At 64.4% G+C, this 25,893-nt stretch carries 17 protein-coding genes; 8 read left to right on the top strand and 9 right to left on the bottom strand.

Annotated elements, in window-relative coordinates; genetic code table 11:
• The first annotated feature begins 66 nt into the window (after nt 1–66).
• Both R2834_04725 and R2834_04720 read left to right on the top strand, forming a co-directional pair.
• Nucleotides 67–792, top strand: a complete 726-nt coding sequence (locus R2834_04725; GenBank protein ID MEZ4699612.1) for a response regulator transcription factor — start codon at nt 67–69, stop codon at nt 790–792.
• Complete coding sequence (locus R2834_04720; GenBank protein MEZ4699611.1) at nt 789–2,357, top strand: HAMP domain-containing sensor histidine kinase; 1,569 nt, start codon at nt 789–791, stop codon at nt 2,355–2,357. Before R2834_04725 ends, R2834_04720 begins: the two co-directional genes overlap by 4 nt.
• A 176-nt stretch (nt 2,358–2,533) precedes the next feature.
• On the opposite strand, the gene R2834_04715 is transcribed toward R2834_04720, so the two are convergent.
• Nucleotides 2,534–2,974, bottom strand: a complete 441-nt coding sequence (locus R2834_04715; GenBank protein ID MEZ4699610.1) for an Hsp20/alpha crystallin family protein — start codon at nt 2,972–2,974, stop codon at nt 2,534–2,536.
• A 399-nt stretch (nt 2,975–3,373) separates the two neighbouring features.
• Here R2834_04715 and R2834_04710 point away from each other — a divergent pair, with 399 nt between their 5' ends.
• Nucleotides 3,374–5,857, top strand: coding sequence for a DUF4062 domain-containing protein (locus R2834_04710; GenBank protein MEZ4699609.1), 2,484 nt, complete (start codon nt 3,374–3,376; stop codon nt 5,855–5,857).
• Between the two features lie 965 nt (nt 5,858–6,822).
• On the opposite strand, the gene R2834_04705 is transcribed toward R2834_04710, so the two are convergent.
• A complete protein-coding gene (locus R2834_04705; GenBank protein ID MEZ4699608.1) occupies nt 6,823–7,782 on the bottom strand; it encodes a hypothetical protein in 960 nt (319 codons plus the stop codon).
• 251 nt (nt 7,783–8,033) lie between these two features.
• Here R2834_04705 and R2834_04700 point away from each other — a divergent pair, with 251 nt between their 5' ends.
• Together R2834_04700 and R2834_04695 are read left to right on the top strand one after the other, a co-directional pair.
• Nucleotides 8,034–9,239, top strand: a complete 1,206-nt coding sequence (locus tag R2834_04700; GenBank protein MEZ4699607.1) for a tetratricopeptide repeat protein — start codon at nt 8,034–8,036, stop codon at nt 9,237–9,239.
• A gap of 264 nt (nt 9,240–9,503) precedes the next feature.
• Nucleotides 9,504–10,673, top strand: coding sequence for a PLP-dependent aspartate aminotransferase family protein (locus tag R2834_04695; GenBank protein MEZ4699606.1), 1,170 nt, complete (start codon nt 9,504–9,506; stop codon nt 10,671–10,673).
• 190 nt (nt 10,674–10,863) lie between these two features.
• On the opposite strand, the gene R2834_04690 is transcribed toward R2834_04695, so the two are convergent.
• The 6 genes from R2834_04690 to alr all read right to left on the bottom strand — a co-directional run bounded on the left by R2834_04690 (nt 10,864) and on the right by alr (nt 19,548).
• On the bottom strand, nt 10,864–12,015 hold the full coding sequence (locus R2834_04690) for a molybdopterin-dependent oxidoreductase (protein ID MEZ4699605.1): 1,152 nt from the start codon (nt 12,013–12,015) through the stop codon (nt 10,864–10,866).
• A gap of 44 nt (nt 12,016–12,059) precedes the next feature.
• Nucleotides 12,060–13,022, bottom strand: a complete 963-nt coding sequence (locus tag R2834_04685) for a hypothetical protein (GenBank protein MEZ4699604.1) — start codon at nt 13,020–13,022, stop codon at nt 12,060–12,062.
• A 608-nt stretch (nt 13,023–13,630) separates the two neighbouring features.
• Nucleotides 13,631–15,751, bottom strand: coding sequence for a dehydrogenase E1 component subunit alpha/beta (locus R2834_04680; GenBank protein ID MEZ4699603.1), 2,121 nt, complete (start codon nt 15,749–15,751; stop codon nt 13,631–13,633).
• Nucleotides 15,752–16,072: 321 nt separating this feature from the next.
• Nucleotides 16,073–17,470 carry a HAMP domain-containing sensor histidine kinase gene (locus R2834_04675; GenBank protein MEZ4699602.1) on the bottom strand — a complete coding sequence of 466 codons (1,398 nt, stop codon included), beginning with the start codon at nt 17,468–17,470 and terminating at the stop codon, nt 16,073–16,075.
• 99 nt (nt 17,471–17,569) lie between these two features.
• The gene (locus tag R2834_04670) at nt 17,570–18,277 is read right to left on the bottom strand and encodes a response regulator transcription factor (protein ID MEZ4699601.1); all 708 of its coding nucleotides are present in this window, start codon (nt 18,275–18,277) and stop codon (nt 17,570–17,572) included.
• A gap of 131 nt (nt 18,278–18,408) precedes the next feature.
• Nucleotides 18,409–19,548, bottom strand: coding sequence for an alanine racemase (alr, locus tag R2834_04665; GenBank protein MEZ4699600.1), 1,140 nt, complete (start codon nt 19,546–19,548; stop codon nt 18,409–18,411).
• A gap of 263 nt (nt 19,549–19,811) precedes the next feature.
• On the opposite strand from alr, the gene R2834_04660 reads away from it, so the two are divergent.
• From R2834_04660 to R2834_04650, 3 genes are read left to right on the top strand one after another with little or no spacing between them, the layout of a single operon-like run.
• Complete coding sequence (locus tag R2834_04660) at nt 19,812–22,157, top strand: S9 family peptidase (GenBank protein ID MEZ4699599.1); 2,346 nt, start codon at nt 19,812–19,814, stop codon at nt 22,155–22,157.
• A gap of 58 nt (nt 22,158–22,215) precedes the next feature.
• Nucleotides 22,216–23,502 (top strand): dihydroorotase, encoded by a 1,287-nt coding sequence (locus tag R2834_04655; protein MEZ4699598.1) that lies wholly within the window; start codon nt 22,216–22,218, stop codon nt 23,500–23,502.
• A 1-nt stretch (nt 23,503) separates the two neighbouring features.
• Complete coding sequence (locus R2834_04650; protein ID MEZ4699597.1) at nt 23,504–24,721, top strand: D-alanine--D-alanine ligase family protein; 1,218 nt, start codon at nt 23,504–23,506, stop codon at nt 24,719–24,721.
• A 685-nt stretch (nt 24,722–25,406) separates the two neighbouring features.
• Here R2834_04650 and R2834_04645 read toward each other — a convergent pair.
• On the bottom strand, nt 25,407–25,820 hold the full coding sequence (locus tag R2834_04645; protein ID MEZ4699596.1) for a hypothetical protein: 414 nt from the start codon (nt 25,818–25,820) through the stop codon (nt 25,407–25,409).
• Between the last annotated feature and the right edge of the window lie 73 nt (nt 25,821–25,893).

Genomic DNA, 25,893 nt, shown 5'->3' with positions numbered 1-25,893 from the left:
GCTCGAATGCAGTAGACGCCGGGCCCGCGCGCTCAGCATTCCGTTTATTCCGGTTACCCCAGGTATATGCAAGAACCCCGAATCTTACTTGTTGAGGACGACGCCGAGTTGCGTTCGCTGGTTGAAGGACGGCTCCGCGAATCTGGCTATAACGTGCGGACGGCCGCCACGGGCACCGAGGCGCTCGTTCGGGTCGACGAACAGGCCCCCGATCTGGTACTGCTCGATGTGATGCTCCCCGAAATGGATGGGTTGGAGGTGTGCCGGCGGCTCCGCGCCACGCACCCGTTGCTGTACATCATCATGCTTACCGCGCGGACGGACGAACTCGACCGCGTCGTGGGCCTCGAGGTGGGGGCGGACGACTACGTAACCAAGCCGTTCAGCCTGCAGGAACTCGTCGCGCGCGTGCGCGCCGCCCTGCGCCGGCTCCGGCTCACCGCCGAGCAGCGCCCCGCCGGCGAAGAGGGCGACGAAGAGTCGATCCTCGTGTTCGACGAACTCCACATCGACCCGATCCGCCGCGAGGTGCGCCTGCATGGCGAGCTGATCCGGCTCACGGTGCGGGAGTTCGATCTGCTCATTTTCCTCGCGCGAAACGCCGACCGCCCCTTCACCCGCACCCAGCTGCTGGGCAAGGTCTGGGAAATCCAGTACGAAGGGTACGACCGGACGGTGGATTCGCATGTACAGCGCCTCCGAGCTAAAATCGAAGACGACCCGGGCAACCCGCGGTTCATCCGGACCGTGTGGGGCGTCGGGTACAAATTCCAGGCTGATATCGAGGCATGATCCACGAAGAGCACGACATCGAACCAGCACCATGGTTCAGTCTGTCGCGTTCTGCTTTCTGGAAGGTTGCGGGCATCCTGGTGGGGGTGCAGGTGGCTACCGGCCTGCTGGCCGTGGCCCTCAGCGCCTATTTCGCCTATGACCGCAGTCTCAACCTGGTCGAGAAGACGATTCGCGTGCGTCTGGACGACCTGGCCGGGGAGGTAGAACGCCGCGCCTTTCCGCCCGGCTCGTCGGCGGAGAAGGTGCGTTCCTTGCAGGATCCGCTCCCGGAATCGCTGCTGCTCGACCTCGCCTCGCGGTTTCCCGATCCCATCTCCCTGCTGGATGAAGACGGCAACGTCCTGCACACCATCCAGCCGAACCCCGCGGTGTTCAAAGGCCGGCTCGAGGCCGGCCCGCTCGTCGTCACCGCGCCCGACAACATCCGCCGCCGGCTCGAACGCAGCCGCGTGATCGTCCGGCTCGACCAGACGTCGATGTCCAGCGAGATGACCTGGGCCATGGCGCCGATCTACGACGCCAGCGACCGCCTCGTCGGCGGCCTGCTCGTCCAGCCGCTCACCAACTCCATCCGCCGCGAGCTGGCGGACACGAATGCGGCGTACGTCTCGGCGTTCCTGATCGTCATGACGCTGTCGGTCTTCACCGCCCTGATCTTCGGCGCCGTCTTCACGTTCCTCATCGTGAAGCCGCTGCGCGACGTGATGCAGCAGGTGGAGCGGTTCGGCGCCGGCGACTTCAGCGCCCGCATCGCCATGCGCAAGGAGGACGAGTTCGGCCGCCTCGCCTCGGTGATCAATCACATGGCCAGCCAGGTGGAGAACAGCGTCGAGACGCTGCGGGCGACGGACATGCTGCGCCGGCAGATGATCGCCAACTTCGGGCACGACCTCCGCACGCCGCTCGCCGCGCTCCTCGGCTACCTGGAGGAGACGCGCCGCTACCTCGACGAGGGCAACCGCGCCTCGGCCGACGAGGCGCTCGACGTGGCCGAGCGGCAGGGCAAATACCTCCAGCAGCTCATCGGCGACCTCTTCGAGCTCAGCCTGCTCGACAGCGCCAACGCCCCGCTGCGCAAGGAGCCGATCCCGCTGGGCGAACTCCTCTCCGATGCGGCGAACACGCACCGGCCGGCGCTCAAGAAGGCCGAAATCAACTTCGCCGTGGAGCTGTCGCCGTCGCTTCCGATGATCGAGGGGGATGGCGTGCGCCTGCTCCGCGTGCTGGACAACCTGTTGTCGAATGCGATGCACCACACGCCGGCCGGCGGCACCCTCCAGCTCGCCGCGCGCGTGGAAAACACCCAGGCCCTCATCGAGGTGCGCGACACCGGCTGCGGGATGGAGCCGGACGTGCTGGAGCACATCTTCGACCGCTATTACACGGGGACAGGCGCCCGCACGCGCCGGCGCGGGACCGGCCTGGGCCTCCCGATCAGCTCCGCCATCGCCAAGGCCCACGGCGGCTCCCTCACCGCCCGCAGCACCCCCGGAGAGGGGAGCGTGTTTACCCTCGCGCTGCCGCTGAACGGCACGGTGACCGTCGGGGGGGATGGGGTTTGAGTTTGGGAGTTTGGGGGATAAAAAAGCATGGACGGGGCGGGATTACGGTCCCGGCACGCCCATGCTCTGGCGGTTCAATGATCAAGGTTCAATGGTGAAGGTAAACGCTCTTTAAACCGTGAACCTGAAACCTGGAACGGCAACCGACGGGATTCGCAGAATCCCCGTCGATGTGCCTACGCCACCTTGATCTTCAGCGGCTTCACCTCGTCCGCCTTCGGGACCTCGATTTCGAGGACGCCGTCCTTATAGACCGCCTTGATGGCGTTGGCCTTGACGGCGGCCGGCAGGTTGAAGCTGCGGTAGAAGCTGCCGAAGCTGCGTTCGAGGCGGACGTGGTTGGTGTCTTCCGCCTTCTCTTCCGACTTCCGCTCGCCGCTCACCGTGAGGACGCCGTCGTGGAAGTTGATGGTGATGTCCTCCTTCGCGATGCCCGGCACGTCGAAGTGCAGGTGGTAGGCATCCTTCGTTTCCGAGAGGTCGACGCTGGGGACCCACGACCGCTTGGCCTCGCCCTCGGCGGGCTGCGTCGGGAAAAAGTCGTTGAAGAGCCGGTCGAATTCTCGCTGCATCCGGCTCAGATCGTTGCTGGGGAAAAAGCGCGTAAGGTTCGACATAGCTGATCACCTGTAGGGTTGGTGGATAGTACGCGTTGGATGCCCGGGGTCGTGCAACGCCCGTGCCGGCCCGCGTTTTTGCGCCAATTCGGCGGATCCGCCGGACAGGGCTGTCGGGGCCGCTGTCCTTCTGGCAACCCCCCTGCGGCAGGATGTCGGAGGCGCGGTGCAGGGATGGCAGGTCGCGTGCAGGATTGGCAGAACCCCCTGCCCACCTCCGAGAGGAGGGTCGCCGTCGCGCCAGCGTAGGGGGGGAGGTGTCTCCGGGGCGGGAGGTGTCCCGAACGAGACCCAAAGGGTTTTTGAAACCCTTCGGGTCTGGCACAGAGCCTCCTTGCGCCTAACCGCCGGGTGCGCTATGATTCGACAGCCCCGCGACCTACGCATCAGCCCATACGTATGTCTCATACCCATCTCCGCATTTTCGTCGCCTCTCCGGGCGACGTCGCCGACGAACGCAAGGCGATCAAAGGGATCGTCGATGAAGTGGAAAAGCTTCTCCAGAAGGAACGCGCGATCTCGCTCGATCTCGTGATGTGGGAGACCGACAGCCGGCCGGCTGCCGGCGAGCCGCAGCCTAACATCAACGAGCAGATCGGTGACTACGACATCTTCATCGGCCTGCTCTGGAAACGATTCGGAACGCCGACGACGAAAGCCGGCTCGGGCACGGAAGAGGAATTCAACCTCGCTTATGAACGGTGGCTCAAGAGTGAGGAAAAACCAAAGCGTCCGGATATCCTGTTCTATTTCTGTAAGAAACCGTTCTACCCGGATTCTGACGAGGAGCATGAGCAGTTCGGGAAGGTGTTGGCCTTTCGTCGTAAACACCAGAAGTCGAATTTCTTCTGGGTCTACGAAACTGTAGACCAGTTCAAAGATGAGTTGCGCGGACACCTCTTTGACACTGTTGTTGCGCGCGTGCCGCTCCGATCCGCCGAGCGAACCGAGACGCTGCGGGCGGCGTTGCCGTCCAGCCAGACGCGCTCCCTCTACCTCCAGCGCCTCGCCAGCCATTGCCGGCACCTCCCGCTCGGAGCGATGGGGTCCGACAACGACGAAGCCGCCGTCACCCTCGATCAGGTCTACATCTCGCTCGATACGACATCACGGCAACAGGAATTGGCCGGGATGGGCGGTGCAGACGACAAAGAAAATCCGCCGCTGAGTGCGCTGGAGGCTTTCGAACGGAACCCACGCCTCGTGCTGCTCGGCCATCCCGGTTCGGGGAAAAGCACATTCGTCAACGAAGTGCTGGCGCGGTATGCCATCGCCCTGCAGGACGACACGGCGGAGCCACCTGCCGGCCTCCCGCGCACCCTCACGCCGGTGAAGATCGTCCTGCGCGATTTTGCGGGTCGCCTCGCCGCCTTCGACGACGCGAAGCTGTCCGCCAAGAAACGGCGCGCGGCGTTGGCCGATCTGTTTCGCGATCAGGCCGTAGCCGACCTCGCGCAGTTCAAGGCTGCCGACTTCGCCGACGGCATCGCGGCGGCCTTTGAGACCGGCCATTGCCTGCTGGTGCTCGACGGCCTCGATGAAGTGCCGCCCGCGTCGCGTGTCCGTATGCGTATGGCCGTAGCCGCGTTGCTGGAGCACTTCACGATCCGTCATTGCATCGTCACCTGCCGGGTGCGCTCGTACCAGGATGCCGACACCAAGATCGCCGGCTTCGTCGACCACACGCTGGCCCCGCTCAACGACGAACAAAAAGAGCGTTTTGCCCATCAATGGTACCACACCTCGCCGCAACTCGAGCGGCTCGGCGCGGAGAAGGCCGATACGCGCTCGAAACGACTCACAGAGGCGGCGAAGCGCCGCGAGCTGCGCGACATCGCCGGCAACCCGATGCTGCTCACCACGATGGCCATCATCCACCAGCGCGATATCGAGCTGCCCGACGAGCGCGCGCGGCTGTACCATCTCGCCGTGGATGTGATGCTCCGCCGATGGCAGCGCCACAAGGTGGGCGACGAGGAGCCATCTGCAGCTATCGCTGCGTTCCTTGGGAGCGAAGATCGACTGCGGGAGGCCATGCAACGGATCGCCTACGAAGCCCACGCGTCGCCGGCCGGCGACGACGGGCTGGCCGATTTGAATCGCGACGAGGCCATCAACATCCTCAAAGACAACAAGTACCTTGGCAGCTACGCGGCGGCAGAAGGGTTTCTGGACTATGCCGACAAAAAATCCGGGCTTCTGCTCGGTCGTGGCGGCGACGCGGAAACGCCCGATACCTACGGGTTTCCTCACCGCACCTTTCAGGAATACCTTGCCGGCTGCTACATTGTCAGCCGCCCGAACGTGCAGGGCGAGCTGGTGACCCACGCCGAAAAAGGCGATTTCTGGTACGTGGCGGTGCAGCTCGGCCTGGAGGAGATGTTCTACAACAACAAACGCACCTGGGAGGTGTTGCGCCTCGCCTACGCGTTCTGCCAAGACGAATGCCCCGAGCCGGTGCACGAACAACGGCTTGTACTCTGGGCCGGCTTTATCGCCAATTTGGTGAAACCGACTTTTATCCTGGAAGATACACAGACCAAAGGGGGCGGGGCGGCGTTTCTGGCACGACTCAAGGCGCAGCTGGTTCAAATTCTCCGCGGCACACTTCCAGCCACAGAACGCGTCGAATCCGGCCGATTGCTTGGGTTTCTGGGTGATCCTAGGCCGGAGGTTATGGACGTCGACCAGATGGAGTTTTGCTATGTGCCGGCTGGGGAAGTGCTTATGGGTACAGATGAAAAGAATCCCATTTCGTCTTCGGACTTACCTCAAGAAGAACTGGATCTTTTTGGGGCAAAGGGAGACATGCGGTTGTGCTGTCCAATGAGTTCTGGATCGCAAGGTATCCGGTATCAAACGCTCAATACCAGGCCTTCGTAAGTGATGGGGGATACAACGACCGGATGCTATGGAGCACGAATGGATGGCACTGGAAGGAGGAATCTGCGAGTGCATTGCCTCTTGATTTTGGGGTGCCGTTCACCCTACAAAACAATCCAGTTGTCGGCGTTTCCTGGTATGAAGCCGCATGCGTACCCAGTTGGCTCACCCGGAAGTATCGTTTGGCCGGCTGGCTGCCAGAAAGGTGGCGAGTTGCGCTTCCCTCCGAGCCCGAATGGGAAATGGCAGCTCGCGGTGCAGCCAGTTTGCCTCGAAAGGTTGAGCCGGTTTGTATACAGAAAATGAGTATGGTAAAACAGGGCAGATCTAAGAACAACTCTATGGCCGCCAGGACCTTTCCATGGGGTGATGACTTCGAGGTTGATCGAGCTAATGTCCATGAGACCCGCATTGAATCGCCGCAGACGCTTGGGTGTTTTCCTGGGGGTATCAGTCCCATAGGCGCCGAAGAGATGGCTGGAAACGTGTGGGAATGGACACGGAGCCCCTATAAAACCTACCCCTATACTTGGGCAGACGAGGAATGGGAAGATCCAATAAGAACCGACCGACGCTCTGTACGGGGCGGCTCGTTCATCCTTGGTCTTCGCAGGGCGCACTGTGCCGCACGCGCCTGGGGCGAGTCCGACTCCCCATACTACAGCGTTGGTTTTCGTCTTGTTTTGCTCTCTTTTTCGGGTGAGGAATAACGGACGTTTAACTATAGAGCACAAGTGACTCGGCGGTCAGGCTCAGGCCTCTTTGAGGCGGTCAGTGAAGGCGCAGGAGCACGGGGTCTCGGATCGAGTCCGGTATGAGTCCTGGACTCGCATCCGAGATGTCGTGGTGATGAGATATCTCGGTGATTCGGGGAGTTACCCGCGTTCGCGGGCACAAGTCCTCTACGACGCCGTCCGGCTCGGCCGGACGCCTGCCCGGCATAGCCATGTATGATGCGCCTGCGTTTACAGGGTAATGCCGATTCCCGCCAGATCCTCGCGCGGCTCGTCGAAGCTGCAGCTGCCGAAGGAGGTGGCAAATGCGCGGGCCAGGGCGATTTCGGTGGGGCCGGCGTGGTAGTTGGTCCAGGCGAAGCCGGCGTCGTCGAGGCGGAAGTGGGCGGCGTCGGTGTCGGAGAGGAGGCGGGCGAGGGTCTCGCGGTCGAGGCCGCGGGCGTGGGCGAGGACGCCGGCGCCGAAGACGTTGAGGAAGCCGTGCATCTCCCCGTTCACCTCGCGGCGGAAGCTGCGGACGGGGTGGTGGAGGCCGGCGGTGGCCTTGAACGGCAGGCCGGCGTCGCGGCAGGCGGCGAGGGCCTCGGCGAGGGCGTCGGGGGCGGGGAAGTCGGCGGCGTTGAGGCCTCCGGTGCGGATCTTGAAGCCGAGGCGGTCGGCGTCGAGACTGTGGAGCAGCTCGACGAGTTGCGCGGTGCGCGGGTCGTCGGGGCGGAGGAAGGGGCCTTCCACGAAGAGGCGCCGCGGCGCGAGGCCGGCGCGGTCGATGCGGTCGAGCAGGGTCTCCAGGAAGCGGAGGACGTCGCCCGGCTCGAACGGCTCCAGCAGGCCGGCGGGGAGGCGGAGTTCGAGCAGCTCGATGGCGGACTGCGGGGCGCGCAGGTCCAGAAACGCGCGGGCGGCGGCGAGGTCGGCGTCCAGCGCGCCGAGGTATAACTCGGCGTCAGGGCCGCCGGTGGGGATGACGGTGAGGCGGCAGGAGTCGTCGGGCGCGAGGAGGCCGTCGAGGGCGGCGAGCTGGCCGGCGGGACACACGAAGCGGCCCAGCATCCAGCCGTCGGGGCCCCCGAGGTAGCGGCGGTAGTGGGCGGCGGCGTCGGCGAGGGGGAGGGCGGCGGGCGGGTAGAGGCCGGCGTAGTCGATCAGGCCGGCGAGGAACGCGGCGACGCCGCTGGCGGGATGTGGGTGCATGGGATCGGGAGCAACTATCGAAGGACTCATGGGTCCTAAGCGTGGCTACGTGCGCTGTTCCCGGCCTGTCGACAGGGTCCGGTGCGCGCCGCGCCGCATGAACTTTGGGTTAGTGCATTTACAATCTGCGACCATTATGCGTAGTTTGCACGGTTTAGCAACATGCGCAACTGTCAATTTCCAGCTTCTCACCCACAACCTGGAATTGGATCATACCAGTGAACTCGAATAAAGGAGGGCTAAAAAGAGCCATGAAAAACCTTGTCATGTACTGCGGCCTGTTGTTGGTCGGACTTATATCGATGGCGGCGGGCTGCGGCGGCGATCCGAATGTGGAGGGTGCCAAGCTTGCGTTGACGCTGGACGATGTGAACTACGAGGAATACCTCAGCAAGCTCGACCAGGCGATCGCATCGAATCCGCAGAATGCGGAAGCGTACGAAGTGAAGGGCAAACTCCTGCAGCGCCAGGCTGGCGAAGTGCGCGACGCCGCCCAGCACACGGAGATCGTCGAGAAGATGGTGGAAGCCTACAACAAGGCGCTCGAAGTCGAGCCCGGTCGCGCGTCGACCATCCAGCAGCTGCGCCAGGCCTACGTGAGCGAGTTCCAGCTGGGCTTCCAGGCCTTCAACCGGGGCCGCGAAAACAAGGATGCGTACACCGAAGCGGTGACGTACTTCCAGAACACGTCGACCATCCAGCCCGACTCCGCCGGCCCCTACGTCAACGCGGCCTACGCGATGATCAACGCCGGCATGCAGCAGCAGGCCATCGCGCCGTTCGAAAAAGCCCTCTCCCTGGGCGAAAACGAGGCCGATTCCTACGTGCTTCTGTCGAACCTCTACATGCAGCACAACCGGACGCCGGATGCCATCGCCCTGCTCGAAAAAGCGCGCGACATGTATCCCGACAAGCCGGAGCTGCAGAGCCAGCTGCTCAACGCCTACATCACGTCGGGCCAGATGGACCGCGCCAAGCAGGTCTATGCCGACGCCGTGAAGCGCGAGCCGGATAACAAGCTCTACCACTACAACTACGGCACGCTCCTCCTGGAAGCCGAAGAGTACGCGGCGGCCGAAGCGGAATTCCGTTCGGCGATCCGTCTCGATCCGGATTACGGCGTCGCCTACTACAACCTCGGCGCGACGTTCATCAACCAGGCGGTCGCGGTCAACGAGCAGATCTCGGAGAAGGACGACCACCTGCGCGAGAACCGCGACAGCATGTCGTCCAGCCAGCGCACGCAGGCCGAAGAAGAACTGGAAGGGCTGGTCGAACAGCGCAAGCAGTACTTCGAGCAGGCCGTCGAGCCCCTTGAAAAGGCGCGCGACCTCCAGGTGGCCGCCGGCGAAGACGCCACGCTGACCTGCAACGCGCTCTTCACGGCGTACGTCCAGACGGGCCAGCAGGACAAGGCGGAAGAAGCCGCCGCCTGCGCCGGCATCGACCTGAACTGACGCCCACGGCGTCATCCCGAGCGTTCCCTCGTGAAACGAGTGGATTCGCCGAGGGATCTCCTGCCGATTGGCTTTGCACGTCTCGGGGAGGTATTCCCATGTTCGTGAGAACAGACCTCCGGTCGAGATGACGCTCGAATGTAGACAGACCCGAGGGGCCACGGCTCCTCGGGTCTTTGTCGTTTATACCTGCGGCAACCTCCGATAGGCTGCCGCGTTTGCCATCCATTCCTTTTCGATCGCACCCGTTTTTACCGCTCTGCCATGCAAGTCGACACCAGGACCCCGTACCGTTTCGGCACCCTCGCCGTTCACGCCGGCCAGGAACCGGACCCCGTCAGCGGCGCCATCATGACGCCCATCTACCAGACTTCGACCTACGTCCAGGCGGCGCCGGGCGAACACAAGGGGCACGAGTACGCGCGCGTCACGAACCCGACGCGGACGGCGCTCGAGAAGAACCTGGCGGCGCTCGAGCAGGCCGAGCACGGCATCTGCTTCTCGTCCGGCGTGGCCGGCATCGACGCCATCCTGAAAGGGCTGCGCCCCGGCGACCACGTCGTGTCGACGAACGACCTCTACGGCGGCACCTTCCGGCTCTTCCGGCAGGTTTACGAACCCTTTGGGCTCCGCTTCTCGTTCGTGGACATGCGCAACCTCGACGCCGTCGAGCAGGCCATCACGCCGCAGACAAAGCTGTTCTGGCTCGAGACGCCGACCAACCCGCTGATCCGCATCCTCGACCTCCACCAGCTCGTGGCGCTCGCCAAGTCCCGCGACATCGACGTCGCGGTCGACAACACCTTCGCCTCGCCCTACCTCCAGCAGCCGCTCGCCCTCGGGGCGGATCTCGTGCTGCACTCGTCGACGAAATACCTCGGCGGGCACTCGGACCTCATCGGCGGGGTCGTATGCACGAGCCGGGACGATTGGAACGAGAAGCTGCGGTTTCAGGTGAAGTGCGCCGGCGCGGTGCCGGGGCCCATGGACTGCTTCCTCAACCTGCGCGGCACCAAGACGCTGCACATCCGCATGCGGCAGCACTGCGCGAACGCGCACGCCATCGCCACTTTCCTCGCCGAACACCACAAGGTCGGCCACGTCTATTTCCCCGGCCTGCCCGACGACCCAGGTCACGAGACCGCCAAGAAGCAGATGAAGGACTTCGGCGGCATGCTCTCGTTCACCCTCGCGTCAGACTCCGTCGAGAATGCCTTCAAGGTGCTCTCCGGCACGCGCGTCTTTGCGCTGGCCGAAAGCCTGGGCGGTGTGGAGAGCCTCATCGGCCATCCGGCGTCGATGACCCATGCGTCCATCCCCCGGGAAGAGCGGATCAAAAACGGCCTGAGCGACTCCCTCATCCGCCTCTCGGTGGGGATCGAGGATGCGGTGGATCTGATCGAAGACCTGGACGCGGCGTTGGGGCACATATAGGATCGATTTTATCGATCCTTGTTCGAGGTATGGGGTTCGAAGTTCGAGGTATGGGGTTCGAGGTTCGAGGTATGGGGTTCGAGGTTCGAGGTTTCAGGTTCGAAGTATGGGGGAATGGGGCGGAGTACCATAACGATTGGGCTGAGCGCGTTGAACCTCGAACTTTGAACCTCGATCCGCAACGCCCTCATCAGGCGACCGTCACGCTGATCCGGAAGACCGGGTTTTCGCCGTCTTCCACTACGTCGTCGGTATCCGGCTGGGTATTGCCGGCCCGGTCGATGGCGCGGACGCGGATCGTGTGGGCGCCGGCGGTGGCGGTCCACGGGTATTCCCAGAGCGTCCACACCCCGCGGAAGGGGTAGGGGTAGAGCGAGGCGTTGTCGACCTGCAGGGTGGCGCGGAGCGAGGGGTTGGCGCTGAGGACCTGCGGGAGATCGACGAGCGTGACGGGGGTGAAGGGGGCGTCGTCGATGGAGATCTCGACGCGCGAGATGCCGGCCATGCCGCTCATCGCATAGCCGAAGATCGTCGTGGTGCCGGCTGAAATCTGGGCGTTGCGAAGGGGGTTCGTCGCCTTGTTGACCACCTGCACGCGTCCGTCGTCGGTGTAGCCGAGCACGTCCTGATAGCTGCCGAAGGCGGCATCCGACGCCGTCGCCTCGATGCGGTTGATCCACTTGACGCTCTTGTAGCCGTACTGGCCCGGAACGACGAGGCGGACGGGGAAGCCGTGATCCGGCGTGAGGGCCGCGTCGCCCATCTGGTAGACGAGCAACGGCTCGACCTGCTCGGGCGCGAACGGTCCCATCGCTTCGAGGATCCGCAGGTTGTTGGTGAAACCGTCGGCGCCGTAGATGCGCAGCCGGCGGGTGGCCGCCGCGTCCACGCCGGCTTCCTGGAGCAGGAGCCGGAGCGGAATCCCCGTGAACAGCGTCGTGCCGATGAGCCCGGGGACGAAGGTGCTGTCGACGATGCAGCGGAGCGTGCCCACGATGCGGATCGCCTCACCGGAAAGCCGCTGGATGTCGGCATAGGTGAAGGTGCGCGGCTGGGGCACGAGGCCGTCGACGGTCAGCGTCCACGCGTCGCGCGCGATCTGGCGGGGGCCGGGCCAGTTGGTGACGGTGCCGTCGGCGCCGTACTGGACGTAGAAGGCGCGGTCGGGATTGGGGTCCGTCAGCGGGGTGAGAAAGGGGATGTCGGTGCCCTCGACGAACGGCGCCACCATGTTCGTCTCGCACCCTGCCAGGGGCGTCAGGGCGACGCCGAGCACGGTGCCTCCGAGCCGGGCGATGAACGAACGGCGCGATACGTCGGTGCGCCCCGAATGCTGGGTCATGTACGGTACGAGAGGTTTGGATGACGGACGGATCCGGGAGGCGGCTAGCGCCAGGCGCCCCGGAGGTCGATCCCGAAAAAGAGATCCTGCGAATCGATCGTGTTGCGCCCGTACGGCGTCAGAAACGCCTGGACGCCGAAGCCGAGGTTTTCCAGCCGAAAAACGCGCGTCAGCTTGAAGGGGTATACCGTGAAGCCGGCGCCGGCCTTGATGTAGCGCTGCCGGGTGGGGATCGGGTTGAGGGCGGTGAAGCCCACGACGGGTTTATCCACCGACCAAACGCCCTGTCCGAGCGCCTGGATAAAAAAGGTGCCGCTCATCAGGATGATGCCGCCCTCGGCCTGGAACAGCCATTCGTCGCCGTACGCCGGCTGCGTGTCGCGGATGCAGAAGATGTCGGTGCCGGACGTGCAGCCGACGGCTTTCGAGAGGCCGTAATAGGTGGACCGGTACCGGTATCCGCCGGCGGCCTGGATGTACGCGGCCGTGGGCCAGAAGCTCAGGCCGAGACCGAGCAGTGCATGCGCATCCACCTGCCCGGAGCCCACGCTGGGCGTGTAATTGCGGGTGTAGCCAGTCGGGACGGTGGCCCCGAGGTTCAGCGCCATCGAAATCGCCGAAGGCCGGATGTGGAGCAGCGGAAAGAGTCCGAACCGGAGCCCCACCGTCGCGGATCCGATGGCCGACGTCTCATATCGAAAGGCCTGGTCGGTCACGGTGAGCTGCTTGAACGGGGCGGAGAGGACCACCGTGAGATTGTTCAGCAGACCCCACTCGGTGTAGAGGTAATAACTTTGGTCGACGAACGCGTTGCCCGAGACGCCGTCGATAAAGTCGGCCGTGCGGCCGTCGAAGGTGAACTGATCGGCCGCGCGGATGTCGCTGCGACTCAATTTGGCGTAAAACGTCCCCTTTGCGGTGGTCCAGGCCTGCGCGTGGAGGGATACCGGGGTGAGGAGCCCGATCAACCACAACGCCACAATCCGGCCGGCGTGCCTTCCCATCATACTGCTTGTGTGCGCGACAAACGCTGTTTCATGTGCAACTGCGTTGAGCGGACGACAAGAGATGTGCCAGAAATGGGGCGGCCGGGTTTGGGATGCAGGATGCGGGATCCCATCCTTGAACCTCAAACCTCACCTCTGGAGAACCTGTTGAGATTTCCAGATAGCTATCCTTACAGGACGCATCGAAAGCCGGTCCGATGAATTCGGGCATGACAGACACGGCTTCAATAACATGCTACAAGGGAGGGTTGAAGCCTGTCCGCCGTCAGCGAAAACGCGGCAGAGCAAGGGTATCCGAATGGCACCGAGTGGTGATTTTAACTGATTAGCCTCGTCATCCCGACCGTAAGTGCCGGCGAGAGCCGGCGCTGTAGCGGAGGGACCTCCCCCCGCATCAGTGTGCCTGCCCCCGCGAAAGAGGGGGCGAACCTCCTTCAGGACTCAGCCCTACTTCAGGAGGTCCCCGCGTGCGCGGGGATGACGACGCCATGTTTTGTTTCACACCACCCGGCGGCAAACCCTATGGCGATGTGTACACCAGTCCTCGATGTTTGGGATGCAGGATCCAGGATCCCATCCTAGAACCTCAAACCTCACCCCTTGAATCCTCAATAACTCAGCATGTCGCGCATCGCGTCCAGGACGTCCTGGTCTTGCGGGAGCACGGCGCGTTCGAGCGGGTCGGCGAAGGGGATGGGCGTGAACTTGCCGGCCAGCCGGCGCACGGGCGCATCCAGGTATTCAAACGCCTTGTCGGCGATCTGGGCGCTGATTTCGGCGCCGAAGCCGGCGAACTCGTGGTCTTCATAGATCACGAGGGCGCGGTTGGTCTTCCGCACCGATGCGAGGATCGTTTCGGAATCCAGCGGCACGATCGTGCGGATGTCAATGACCTCGATCGACGCGCCTTCCTTCGCCAGCGTCTTCGCGGCGGCCATGGCCTTGTGCACCATCATGCCGTAGGTGACGACCGTCAGGTCGGTGCCTTCCTGCGTGATGCGGGCCTTGCCGAACGGCACGAAGTAGTCAGACGCCGGCTCCGGCGAACGGGCGCTCGCGGCGCGGTAGAGGGCTTTGTGCTCCAGGAAGATGACCGGATCCTGCATCCGGATCGCCGTCTTGAGCAGTCCCTTGGCGTCGGCCGCGGTGCTGGGCATGGCGATGTAGAAGCCGGGCATGTGGCCGAAAAAGGCTTCGATGTTCTGGGAGTGGCAGAGGCCGCCGTGGATGTAGCCGCCGCAGGGGACGCGGATCACGACGGGAGCGCCCCAGATGCCGTTCGACCGGTAGCGGAAGCTCGAAAGCTGGTTGCGAAGCTGCTGCAAGGCCGGCCAGATGTAGTCGGCGAACTGGATTTCGACGACGGGTTTGTAGCCGGCGGCGCTGATGCCCACCGCCGTGCCGATGATCGAGTCTTCGGCGAGGGGCGAGTTGAAGCAGCGGTCGGCGCCAAACCGGTCCGTCAGTTCGCGCGTCGCCGTGAAGACGCCGCCTTTTCCGCCGGCCACGTCCTCGCCATAGACAATGACGCGGTCGTTGTAGGCCATCTCTTCGTGGAGCGCGTGGTTGATCGCGTCCACCATCACGATGGGCTCGCCCGACGGCGTCGAGGTCTCATATTTGATGCCGATGTCGCCTTCGAAATAGACGTGGCGCGTCGCCGTGTCCGGCTCCGGATCGGGCTGGGCGTCGGCCCAGACGGCCTCTTCGTCGACAGTTTTGCGGACTTCATCGCGGATACGACCCATCGACGTCTCGTCCAGCATGCCGGCCTCGATCAGCGCCAGCTCCAGCCGGGCGATCGGGTCGATCTGACGGTCGAGCTCCAGTTCCTCGGGCGTCCGGTACTTCATGTGGTTGTCGGACGACGAGTGGGGGAGGAGGCGCACCACGTCGGCGACGATGAGGGCGGGGCCGTTGCCGGCGCGGATGTAGTCGATCGCGGCGCGCGCGACGGCGGCCGTCTTGAAGAAATCCGTCCCGTCGACTTTGGCACGGACGAGGCCCTCGTAGCCGGCCCCGAGCTTATAGGGCGAGCCGCCGGCGGTCTGCTCGGAGACCGGGACGGAAATCGCGTATTTGTTGTCCTGGACGAAGAACAGCACCGGCGCCTTGACGCGAGCGGCCCAGTTGAGCGCTTCGTGGAAGGAGCCTTGCGAGGTGGCGCCTTCGCCGCAGGAGACGTAGGAGTACCCGTCGTCGTCCGATCGCTGGATGGACATCGCCGCGCCGAGGGCCGGCAGGAACTGCGCGCCTACCGACGACGACGTAGGGAGGATGTTGAGTTCGACCGACGAGAAGTGCTCGGCCATCTGCCGGCCGCCCGAGTTCGGGTCGGCGGCCTTGGCCAGATGCGCCAGGAGGATTTCGCGGGGCGTCATCCCCAGCGAGAGCGCCATGCACATGTCCCGGTAATAGGTCGTGAACCAGTCGCGACCGGGCCGTGAATACAGGGCGACGGCGGCCTGCGCGGCTTCGTGGCCGGCACATCCGATATGGAAGAAGCCCTTGCCCTGTTTGAGCAACGTGATCATCTTCTCGTCGAGCCGGCGGGACATCAGCATCGTGCGATAGATGCCCAGCAGCGTGGCGGGGTCGAAGTCGGCCGGCTGAAGCGGCGTGATGTCGAGCCCGACGGACACCATACCGTCCCGTTCCTCGGCATGATCGGCGCCGTTGGACGGTAGGGCGGGCTTGGTCGGCTTGGAGGCTGTCTTCGTCTTGGCCATGCGTGCTCCAGTTAAAAGGGTAACTCGGGCAGATCGGTGGGCGGCCAGGCGATGGTGCGCCGTAAGGCGTTCGCGCTTTTCCGCAAAAAGTATCGGCTCGCGGCCGACGGGGCATAAAGGTGGACCCCGGCGCCGCGCCGCAGCCCGGCGCGCCTCAGCGACGCGAGTCGGCGGCGCGGACTCATTCTTGCCCGAAATATAGCAGTTTGGCGAGGCATGCGTTGTTGATTTCTTGCGCAAGACGATAGCGGTCTTGCGTCCTCGGAATGCCTGCTCCTCTGGCGTACGCTTCTATCGGGGAGAAGCGTACACTCGAACGCCTCAATCGGCGTCGAGTTCGGAGTTTTTGCCGGCGTAGGGGAGGTCGAACCAGAATCGCGTGCCGCGTCCGGGCGTGCTCTCCACGTGGATCTGCTCCTCGTGCGCCAGCAGGATCTGTTTGACGATGCTGAGCCCGAGCCCCGTCCCGCCGCTTTTGCGGGAGCGGTCCGGATCGACCCGGTAGAACCGCTCGAAAATACGCTCCAGGTGGTCTTCCGGGATCCCGCGGCCCGTGTCGACGACCTCCAGGCGCACCTTCGGCCCGCGCCGGCGGAACCGGAAGCGGACGTGGCCGGCGTCGGTGTAGACGATGGCGTTTTCGATCAGGTTCACGAGCACCTGCCGGATGCGGTCGCGGTCCGCCAGCACGAGCTGGGGGGTGTTCTCCACCTCCAGCTCCAGTTCCTTGGTTTCCGCTTTCGGGCGGAGCATCTCGGCGACCTCGAGGGCGAGTTCCTGGAGGTCGAATACCGCCGGCTTGATGAGGTCCTCCCGGTACTCGAGCCGGGCGATCTCGATCAGGTCGTTGAACAGGTTGCTCAGCCGCTCCAGGTTGGCCAGCCCTTTCTGGGCGTAGCGTTTCTGCTGCTCCGGCGACAGGTTGGGGGAGGACAGCGCCTCCAGATAGCCGCTCACGGCGAAGATCGGGTTGCGGACTTCATGGCTGACGTTGCCGATGAATTCGCCCTGCAGGCGCGCCAGGCTCTGGAGGTCGTCGATCTTGTTGCGGAACCGGTCCGACATCCGGTTGAGGTTCTTCGCCAGGTCCTGAAACTCCGCCGCGCGGGAGTCCACATAGATCTTCTGATCGAATTTCCCCTCGTTGATGCTGCTGGCGCTCTTGTTGATGGCTTCCAGCGGCTTCGTCACCTCGCGCGAGGCGACCCAGCTGCCGAAGAGGGTGAGGATAAAGGTCGCCATCATGCCGCCCATCAACGCGATCATCATCTGGTTGACGAGGGCGTAGAGCGGCGGTTCGGGCACGATGAGGCGGAGCGCGTAGGGCGAATCCGGCGGCTTCATGGCGCCGATAAGGACCGTCATGCCGTCGGGGGCCGTGTATTCCTCGAAATCCAGCCGGCCCTGATGGATGGGCACGTTCTCCAGGGTGGGCGGAAGGAGGATGTTGTGCTTGAACGGTTCGCCGCGGACGTCGAACAGGAGCGAGTCGTTGCGCATGACGATGATGCGCATGTCGAGCAGCCGGCTCGCCTGGTCCATCGCGAACCACGCATCGGCCTCGCTGGGGGCGTCGACGAGGGCCGCGACCAGACGCACGCCCTGGTCGCGGAGCATGCGTTTGGTCGCGTTTTCGAACTGGCCTTTGAGGACGAGGCCGGCGTACATCCCGACGCCCAGCACGGCGGCTCCCACGAACAGGGCGAACGTGAGAAACATCCAGGTTTGCGTCCGGGCTCGTTTAGGATAGCCGAGTGACCACGCTTCCCTGAAAACCAGCGCGATCCAGGAGGCAAGCCGCCGTAACCACGTCATGAATTATTCCTGCGGCACTTCGTCTTCGACGAACCGGTAGCCGACGCCGCGAACGGTCTGGATGTGCTGGGCGAAGTCGCCCAGCTTCTCGCGCAGATTCTTGATGTGCGCGTCGACGGTGCGCTCGGTGACCATCATGGCGTCTTTCCAGATGGTTTCGAGCAGCTGCTGGCGCGTGAAGGCCTTCCGGGGATGGCGGACGAGGTAGCGCAGCAGCTCGAACTCCGTGAGGGTGAGCCCGAGGTCCTTGCTGTCGATGGTCGCCCGGTATTCGTCTTCGTAGATGGTGAGGTCGTTGACGTGGATCATCCGGCTCTCGTCGACGCCGGTGCGGCGGAGCACGGCCTTGACGTGGGCGAGGATGACCTGCGGCGAGGCCGGCTTCGTCATGTAGTCGTCGCCGCCCATCATGAGGCCGCGAACCTGGTCCTCTTCCTCGACCTTGGCGGTCAGGAAGATGATCGGGATGGTTTCGGTTTCCGCGCGCGAACGGAGGGCCCGGCACACTTCAAACCCGTCAAGCCCGGGCAGCATCACATCGAGGAGGATGAGATGGATGTCGGGGTTTGCCTTCTGGAGGGCCTCCTCGCCATCATACGCGGTCGTGACCGTGTAGCCTTCCTGTTCCAGGAAGTGGCTGACGACTTCGACAACGTCTTCCTCGTCGTCGACGACGAGGACGTTGATCTGGGAGGGGTCTGTAGAGATCATTATGTATGTATCGGGTGGTTAATAGCGTGGGAACGGGTACCGGGGGAAAGGGTGATGGACCGGCCAGGAATGGACGGATCTTCACAATATACAGGTTTTTTCTTTTCCAGCACCGCGCATTTTTTTCGGGCTCACCGGTCGAATCGCGGCACGCGGGGCGAAATGCCGCACAGGATCTCGTAGGGCGTCCGGTCGCTCCAGGCGGCCACCTCGTAGATGCTGGGGCCTTCGGGGCCGAAGAGCACCACCTCGTCGCCGGCGCGGACCGACGCGCCGGGGCCGCCGGGGGGGCCGAGATCGAGCATCGTCATGTCCATGCACACGGTGCCGGCGACGGGGTAGAGGATGTCTCCGATGCGGGCCCGTCCGCGGTTGGAGAGGGCGCGCGGGTACCCGTCGGCGTAGCCGGTGGCGACGGTGGCGATGAGGGTCGGGGCCCGGGCGAACCAGGTGCGGCCGTAGGAAACGCTGGCGCCGGCCGGCACGGTCTTGACATGCACGACCCGCGAGGTCATGCGCATGACGGGCAGCAGGCCGGCCTCGGCGAGGCGTTCCGGGGCGTGCGAGACGCCATAGAGCGCCCCGCCCACCCGAACGCGCTCGCGGTCGGTGCCGCAGAGCCGGTCGCGCAGCCGCAGCAGGGCGTTGGTGTTTCCAATGTGGATGGGGATGTACGCCGCGTCGAGGGCGGCCTGCACGGCATCGAAAAGGGCGATTTGCTCGTGCGCGAAGCTCGGGTCCGCCGCGCCGGCGGAGGCGAAGTGCGTCCACACGCTTCCGAGTGTCACGCCCGGCGTGTCCACGAGCGCGCGGACCACCCCGGCGGCCTCCTCGGGCGCGACGCCGATCCGGCGCATGCCGGTATCGATCTTGACGTGCACCTCCAGCGGCGGCTCCCCGGGGGCCGGCTCTTGCGCGGCGTGGGCGATGTCGGCGGAGGAGACGGTCATCCCGATCCGGTGCCGGCGATAGAGCGGCAGGTGCTCCTTCAGCGGCGCTCCGATGACGAGGATGTGCGATTCGAGCCCCTCGCTGCGGAGCCGCAACGCCTCGTCGAGCCGGGCGACGGCGAAGTCGCGGACGCCCTCGGTCTCGAGCACCTGCGCCACACGGTACGCTCCGTGCCCGTAGGCGTTGGCCTTGATGACGGCGAGCAGGCCCGCCGGCGCCGCGAGGCGCATCAGCGTGCGGACATTGGAACGGAGCCGGTCAAGCGACAATTCGGCCCGCGTGGGGCTCGAAAGCGCGATGTGGGACGGGGTCAGGGACATCGAAGCGGGTGGGTCGCGGGAGCCGGGCGTGTATCCGTGAGGGGGGATGAGGTTCCAGGTTTGAGGTTCAAGGTTTAAGGTCGCCACGGAACGAGCCCTTGAACCTTGATCCTCAAACCTGGAACCCCATACCCGGAACCTCATCCCCCGACGCCGTTTATTGTTTTTCAACGGGAAACCTCCTATCGTCAGGAGCCGCTTCCCCGGACGTTTCATCCCATGTCGGCGATCCCCCTTCGCACCCGGCCGGTCCTGTTATCTTCATGTTCGCACCTGCATCGTCGTTCGTGTCCCGCGTTCTGTGCGCCGGGTTGTGCTGGTTCCTCCTCGTCGTGGCGGCGACGCCGCCCTCGTCCGCGCAGACGCCCGCCGGCCATCCCCGGCTTACGCTCGAAGACATCCATGCCTCCAGCCTCTTCGACGGCGCCTCGTTCCAGGGGGGCGAGTGGGCGGCCCGGGGGCCGGTCATCACCTACATCGAAAACGACCGGGCGCAGCGGATTACCCATCTGATGAGCTTCAACCTGGAGACCCAGGCCTCGGAGCGCCTCATCGACGGGTACGACGTGCTGGCCGACGATGTGGGCCGGCGCATCGCAATCGAGGGCTACAGCTTTTCGGAGGACGGCAAGGCGGCGCTCCTGTTCACCGACTCCGAGCCGGTCTGGCGGGCGAATACCAAAGGATTTTACTACCTCTTCGATGTCGAATCCCGCACGATGAAGCCGCTCAGCCGGCGCGACCTCGGCTTCCAGATGTTCGCCAAGTTCAGCCCGGACGGCCGGTACGCGGCGTTCGTGCGCGACCGCAACCTGTTCGTGGTGAACCTCGAAACGATGGAAGAACGCGCCCTCACGACCGACGGCGCGGAAGGGTCGATCATCAACGGGACGTCGGACTGGGTCTACGAGGAGGAATTCGCGCTGCGCGACGGCTTCTCGTGGAGCCCGGACAGCCGGCACATCGCGTTCTTCCAGTTCGACGAGTCGAGCACGCGGGATTTCTTCATGACGGATCTGCGCGAGCAATACCCGCGCATGGAGCAGTTCCGGTACCCGAAGGCCGGCGAGGCCAACAGCGAGGTCCGCGTCGGCGTCGCCGACGTGCGTTCGGGGGAGACGATCTTTTTCGATACCGACACCTGGCGCGCCGGCGGTGAGGATCACGAATACATCCCCCGCATGGGCTGGACGCCGCCGATCGGGGGCGTGAATCTGGTCTGGATGTTCCGGCTGAACCGGGATCAGAGCCGGCTGGACCTGCTCTACGGCGACCCCGCCGACGGGCTGGTGCGCAACGCCTACACGGAAACGGAGACGACGTGGATCGAGGTCGGGCAGCGGAAACTGTGGTATCTCGACGACAACGAGCATTTCCTCTGGCTCAGCGAGAGCGACGGCTACCGCCATATCTATCTGCACCGGAACGGTGGTCTTCGGATCGGCGCGGTGACGCAGGGCAACTGGGAAGTCAGCAGCCTGGCCGGCGTCGACGAAGCGGCCGGCCTGGTCTATTTCACCGGCACCCTCGCGAGCCCGCTCGAACGCCAGCTCTACGCGACCGATTACCGGCAGGTGCTGAACCGCGCCACGCCGGCGACCCTGCCGCGCAAGATCACGCGCCGGGCCGGCACCCACGCGGTCAACCTCTCGAGCGACAGGCGGTACTTCATCGATACCTATTCCAGCGCGACGACGCCGCCGGTGGTGTCGCTGCACACGATCGACGGCGAACTGGTGCGCGTCCTGGAGGGCAATCAGGCGTTGATCGACCGGCTGGCCGCCTACGACCTGCCGGCGCCGGAGTTCATGACGGTGCCCGGCGCCGACGGCATGCCGCTCAACGCCTACATGATCAAGCCGTCGAAATTCGACCCGAACGCCGACTATCCGATGCTGATGTACGTCTACGGCGGTCCGGGTTCGCAGACGGTGGTCGACAGCTGGGGCGGCTCCCGGTACCTCTGGCACACCTACCTGGCCGATGAACTCAATATGATCGTCGTCAGCGTCGACAACCGGGGGACGGGGGGGCGCGGCAAGGCGTTCAAGAGCGGCACCTACCGGCAGCTCGGCCTGCTCGAATCCGCCGACCAGATCGCGGCGGCCAGGTCGCTCGGCAGCCTGCCGTACATCGACGAAAACCGGATCGGCATCTGGGGCTGGAGCTACGGCGGCTACATGACCCTCATGTCGATGCTCGCCGGCAACGGTCCGCAGGTGTTCAGCTTCGGAGCGGCGGTGGCGCCGGTGACCGACTGGCGGCTCTACGACACGATCTACACCGAACGATTTATGTCGACCCCCGCGAACAATCGCGACGGGTATGTGGTTGGCGCCCCGGTCAACTACGCGAGCCGGCTCGAGCCGCATCAGCGGCTCCTGCTCGTGCACGGCGACTTCGACGACAACGTCCACTTCCAGAACGCGGCCCAGATGGCCGACGCGCTGCAGGCCGCGAACAAACAGTTCGAGTTTATGATGTATCCCGGCCGCAACCATGGCATCTTCGGCGGTAAAACCCGGCTCCATCTGCATACGATGATGACGGATTTTATCCGCGAGAGCCTCCAGCAGCCCGTGGTCGGTTCGGTGGAAGAGACGCGGTAGGGATGCGATTTGCGCTCGATCGGCGCACGTTTACTGTTCAATTTGCACGTTTTACTCCATGACCACCCCTGATGTATTGCTGAAAGGCGGCTCCGTGCTCGACCCGGTGAGCGGCCGCCTCGAGAAGAAGGATGTGTTGATTCGCGGGGGACGCATCGCCGCCGTGGGCGCCGGCCTCACCGCCGGCGATGTGCCGGTATACGACTGCACGGACCGGCTCATTTCGCCCGGATGGATGGACATGCACGTCCACCTCCGCGAACCGGGCTTCGAATACAAGGAGACGGTGGCGACGGGCTGCGCCGCCGCAGCCTTCGGCGGGTTCACCGCCGTCGCCTGCATGCCGAACACGAATCCCCCCATCCATACGCGGGACGTGGTCGAGTTCGTGATCGAGCGGGGGGCGTCGACGCCGGTGGACGTCTACCCCATCGCCTGCGTGTCGCGAGACCGCGCCGGCCATGAGCTGACGGAGATGGCCGACCTCGTCGAGGGCGGCGCCGTGGCCTTCAGCGACGACGGCGCGCCGGTGCAGAACGCCGGCCTCATGCGCCGCGCGCTCGAATACAGCTCGATGCTGGGCCGGCCGATCGTCAACCACATGGAGGAGAAGACGCTCAACCCGGGCGGTCACATGTTCGAGGGCGACGTCTCCACCCGCCTCGGCATCCCCGGCATCCCGTGCCTCGCCGAGGAGGTGATGATCGCGCGCGACATCCTGCTGGCCGAGTTCACGAAAGGCCACGTGCACGTCGCCCATATCTCGACGAAAGGGGCCGTGGAGCTCGTGCGCCGAGCCAAGGAGCGCGGCGTGCCGGTGACGGCGGAAGTCTGCACCCACCACTTCACGCTGTCGGACGAAGAGGTCGAGCGCACCGAGTTCTCGACCAATACCAAGATGCACCCGCCCCTCGCCGACGCGGCCTCCGTCGAGGCGATGAAGGAGGGGTTGCGCGACGGCACGATCGACGCGATCTGCACCGACCACGCGCCGCACGCGTCGTTCGAGAAGGAGGTCGAATACATCGAGGCGCCGTTCGGCATCCTCGGGCTGGAAACCGCCTGGGGCCTCACGGGACGTGAGATCATCGAGCCGGGCGTGCTGCCGATCGCGCAGGCGGTCTACAAGCTGACCGTTGCGCCGCGCCGGATCCTCGGGATACCCGTGCCGGAGATCAAGGACGGCCAGCCGGCGAATCTGACGATCTTCGACGCGACGACGCACTGGGTCTTCGAGAAAGAACACATCAAGTCGAAAAGCGCCAACACGCCGTTTGTCGGCGCCCGGATGGTCGGCCGCGCCTGGGCGATCTACAACAAGGGGCAGCTGGTGAGGAACGGGTGATATGCTGACGATCGGCCTGGTATTCGGGGGCGTGTCGCCCGAACATGAGGTGTCGGTCATCACCGCGCTCCAGATGGCGTCGGCGATGGATCGGACAAAATACACGCCGGTGCCGCTGTACATCGCGAAGGATGGCACCTGGTACTCCGGCGATCCGCTGCTCGATTTGAGTCGCTACAAGGATCTGGACGCGCTCGTCGATGCGGCTTATCCCGTCACACTGGCGCCCGCACAAGCTGGGGGTGTGGAGATGCAGTCCCGCGAGGCGACAAAGTTCTGGCAGAAGCCGGCGCCGGCCCGGATGCTGGACGTGCTCTTCCTCGCGCTTCACGGCGGCGAGGGTGAAAACGGCGGCGTGCAGGGGTTGTGCGAGACCTACAACGTGCCCTACACCGGCAGCGGCGTCCTCGGCTCGGCCGTGGGGATGGATAAGGTGATCACGAAGATGCTCTGCCGCGACCAGGGCATCCCGGTGGTGAAGTATGTCGCGCTGCGGGAGTCGGAGTGGGCGGACCGTGAGGAGGAATGGCTGGATCGGATCGAGGAGCAGCTCGGCTACCCCGTGGTGGTGAAGCCGGCCCGCCTCGGCTCGTCGATCGGCATCCGTCTCGCCCGCGACCGTGCCGCGCTCGACGCCGCCATCGAGGACGCCATCCGGTACGACGACAAGGTGGTCGTCGAATACGCCGTCCGCCACCTCCGCGAGATCAACTGCTCCGTCCTGGGCGACGCCGACGAGGCCGTCGCGAGCGTGCTGGAGGAGCCACGGACGAGTGCCGGCGAGACGATGCTGACGTTTCAGGAGAAGTACATGCGAGGCGGCTCCGGGTCGAAAGGCGCGAAGCAGCCGGCGTCGCCATCGGAAGGGATGGCGTCCCTGGACCGCATCATCCCCGCCCCGATTGCTCCGGAGCAGACGGCGGCGGTCCAGGAACTGGCCGTGCGCGTGTTCAAGCTGTTCGAGTGCGCCGGCCTGGCGCGCATCGATTTCCTGATGGATGGCGAAACCGGTGAGGTCTTTTTTAACGAGATCAACACCATCCCCGGTTCGTTCTCCTTCTACCTGTGGGAGCCAAGCGGCGTCCCGTTCGACGAGCTCGCACATCGCCTCATCCAGCTCGCCCTGGCCCGGCATCGCGAGAAAAACCGACGGGTGCGGTCGTACGACGTCAACCTCCTCGCCCTGCGCGCGTCCGGTGGCGCGAAGCGCAAGGCGTAGGTGGGAGAAAGACCAGCTTCCCTGAGAGGATTGCCAGATGACTCGGCCCCCACGTTAAAACGTAGGGGCCTGCTTGACATCAACGCTTCTCTGCGACGTGCCCTATGACTCGGCCCCACGATGAAGCGTGGGGGCCAGGTTGTCAGCCATGCATATCAACGAGTCGAGTGCCATTTGACTTAGCCCCTCACGTTGAAACGTGGGGGCTTTCTTGTATTCGGATCGAGCTTCTGGGCATGGCGATGTTGCCCCCGCGTTTAAACATGGGGGAGGGCTAGGCACTAACGCTCCTATGCGACGCGTGCCCTATGGCTCGGCCCCTCGCGTTAAAACGATGAGGCTGTTTGGTGAAGAGATGCTGCAAACTGTAGGCCCTGAGTGGCCCCCATGTTTTAACGTGGGGGCCGGCCAGATACGATGGCTTCTCCAAGACGGGTGCCCTATGACTCGGCCCCACGTTGAAACGTGGGGGCCAGGTTGTCGACGTTGAATATCAACGAGTCGAGTGCCATTTGAATCGGACCCTCATGTTGAGCGGGAGGCGACGCCGGAAAACACAGCGGCTTGCGCCCACCATCGTGCGCGCAAGCCGCTGCATGTAGCCGGAATGTGGCGAAATCGGCGATCATGATGACCGCGAGGCAAGCGCGCTCACCTCCGCCGGCCCCATGACCGCATTTCCCCCTCAGTTATTCGGCGCCCCGTCCTCGATCCACTCGCGAACCATCGCGATCTTGTCGTCGGACAGCGGCGAGCCGCCCAGGGGCATCCGCGAGCCGGAGATGTTGGTGCCGCTGATCTTAAGGAACAGGTAGCTGTTGTCCGGATCGTTCGGGGTGATCCGGTTCATCTGCGGATTTTCGTTGCTCGGGACGTTTACGATGTTCGCATAGGCCTGGCCGGCGCTCAGGTTCATCCCCTGCTGCGGGCTCGCACCCGCGTGGCAGCCCGAAAGCGCACAGCTCGTCGTGAAGATGGTGTTCTGGATGTCGGTGAACGTCGCCGTCTGGTTGTTGGGGTCCGGGCCGACGGGGTCGTCTTTTTCGCAGCCGGCGAGGACGAGGACGAAAAGGGCGATGTATGTCAACGGGTGTCGCATGTTCTCAGTGGGTTGGTTTGTTGATGGCACAATAAGTCCATGGGATCCCCTGCATCGGGGTAATCCCCCTAGT

The sequence above is a fragment of the Rhodothermales bacterium genome (genome assembly GCA_041391505.1).
Lineage (GTDB): Bacteria > Bacteroidota > Rhodothermia > Rhodothermales > JAHQVL01 > JAWKNW01.
Note: the sequence above shows the minus strand (reverse complement) of the source record. Positions and strands in the feature narration are given on the sequence as shown.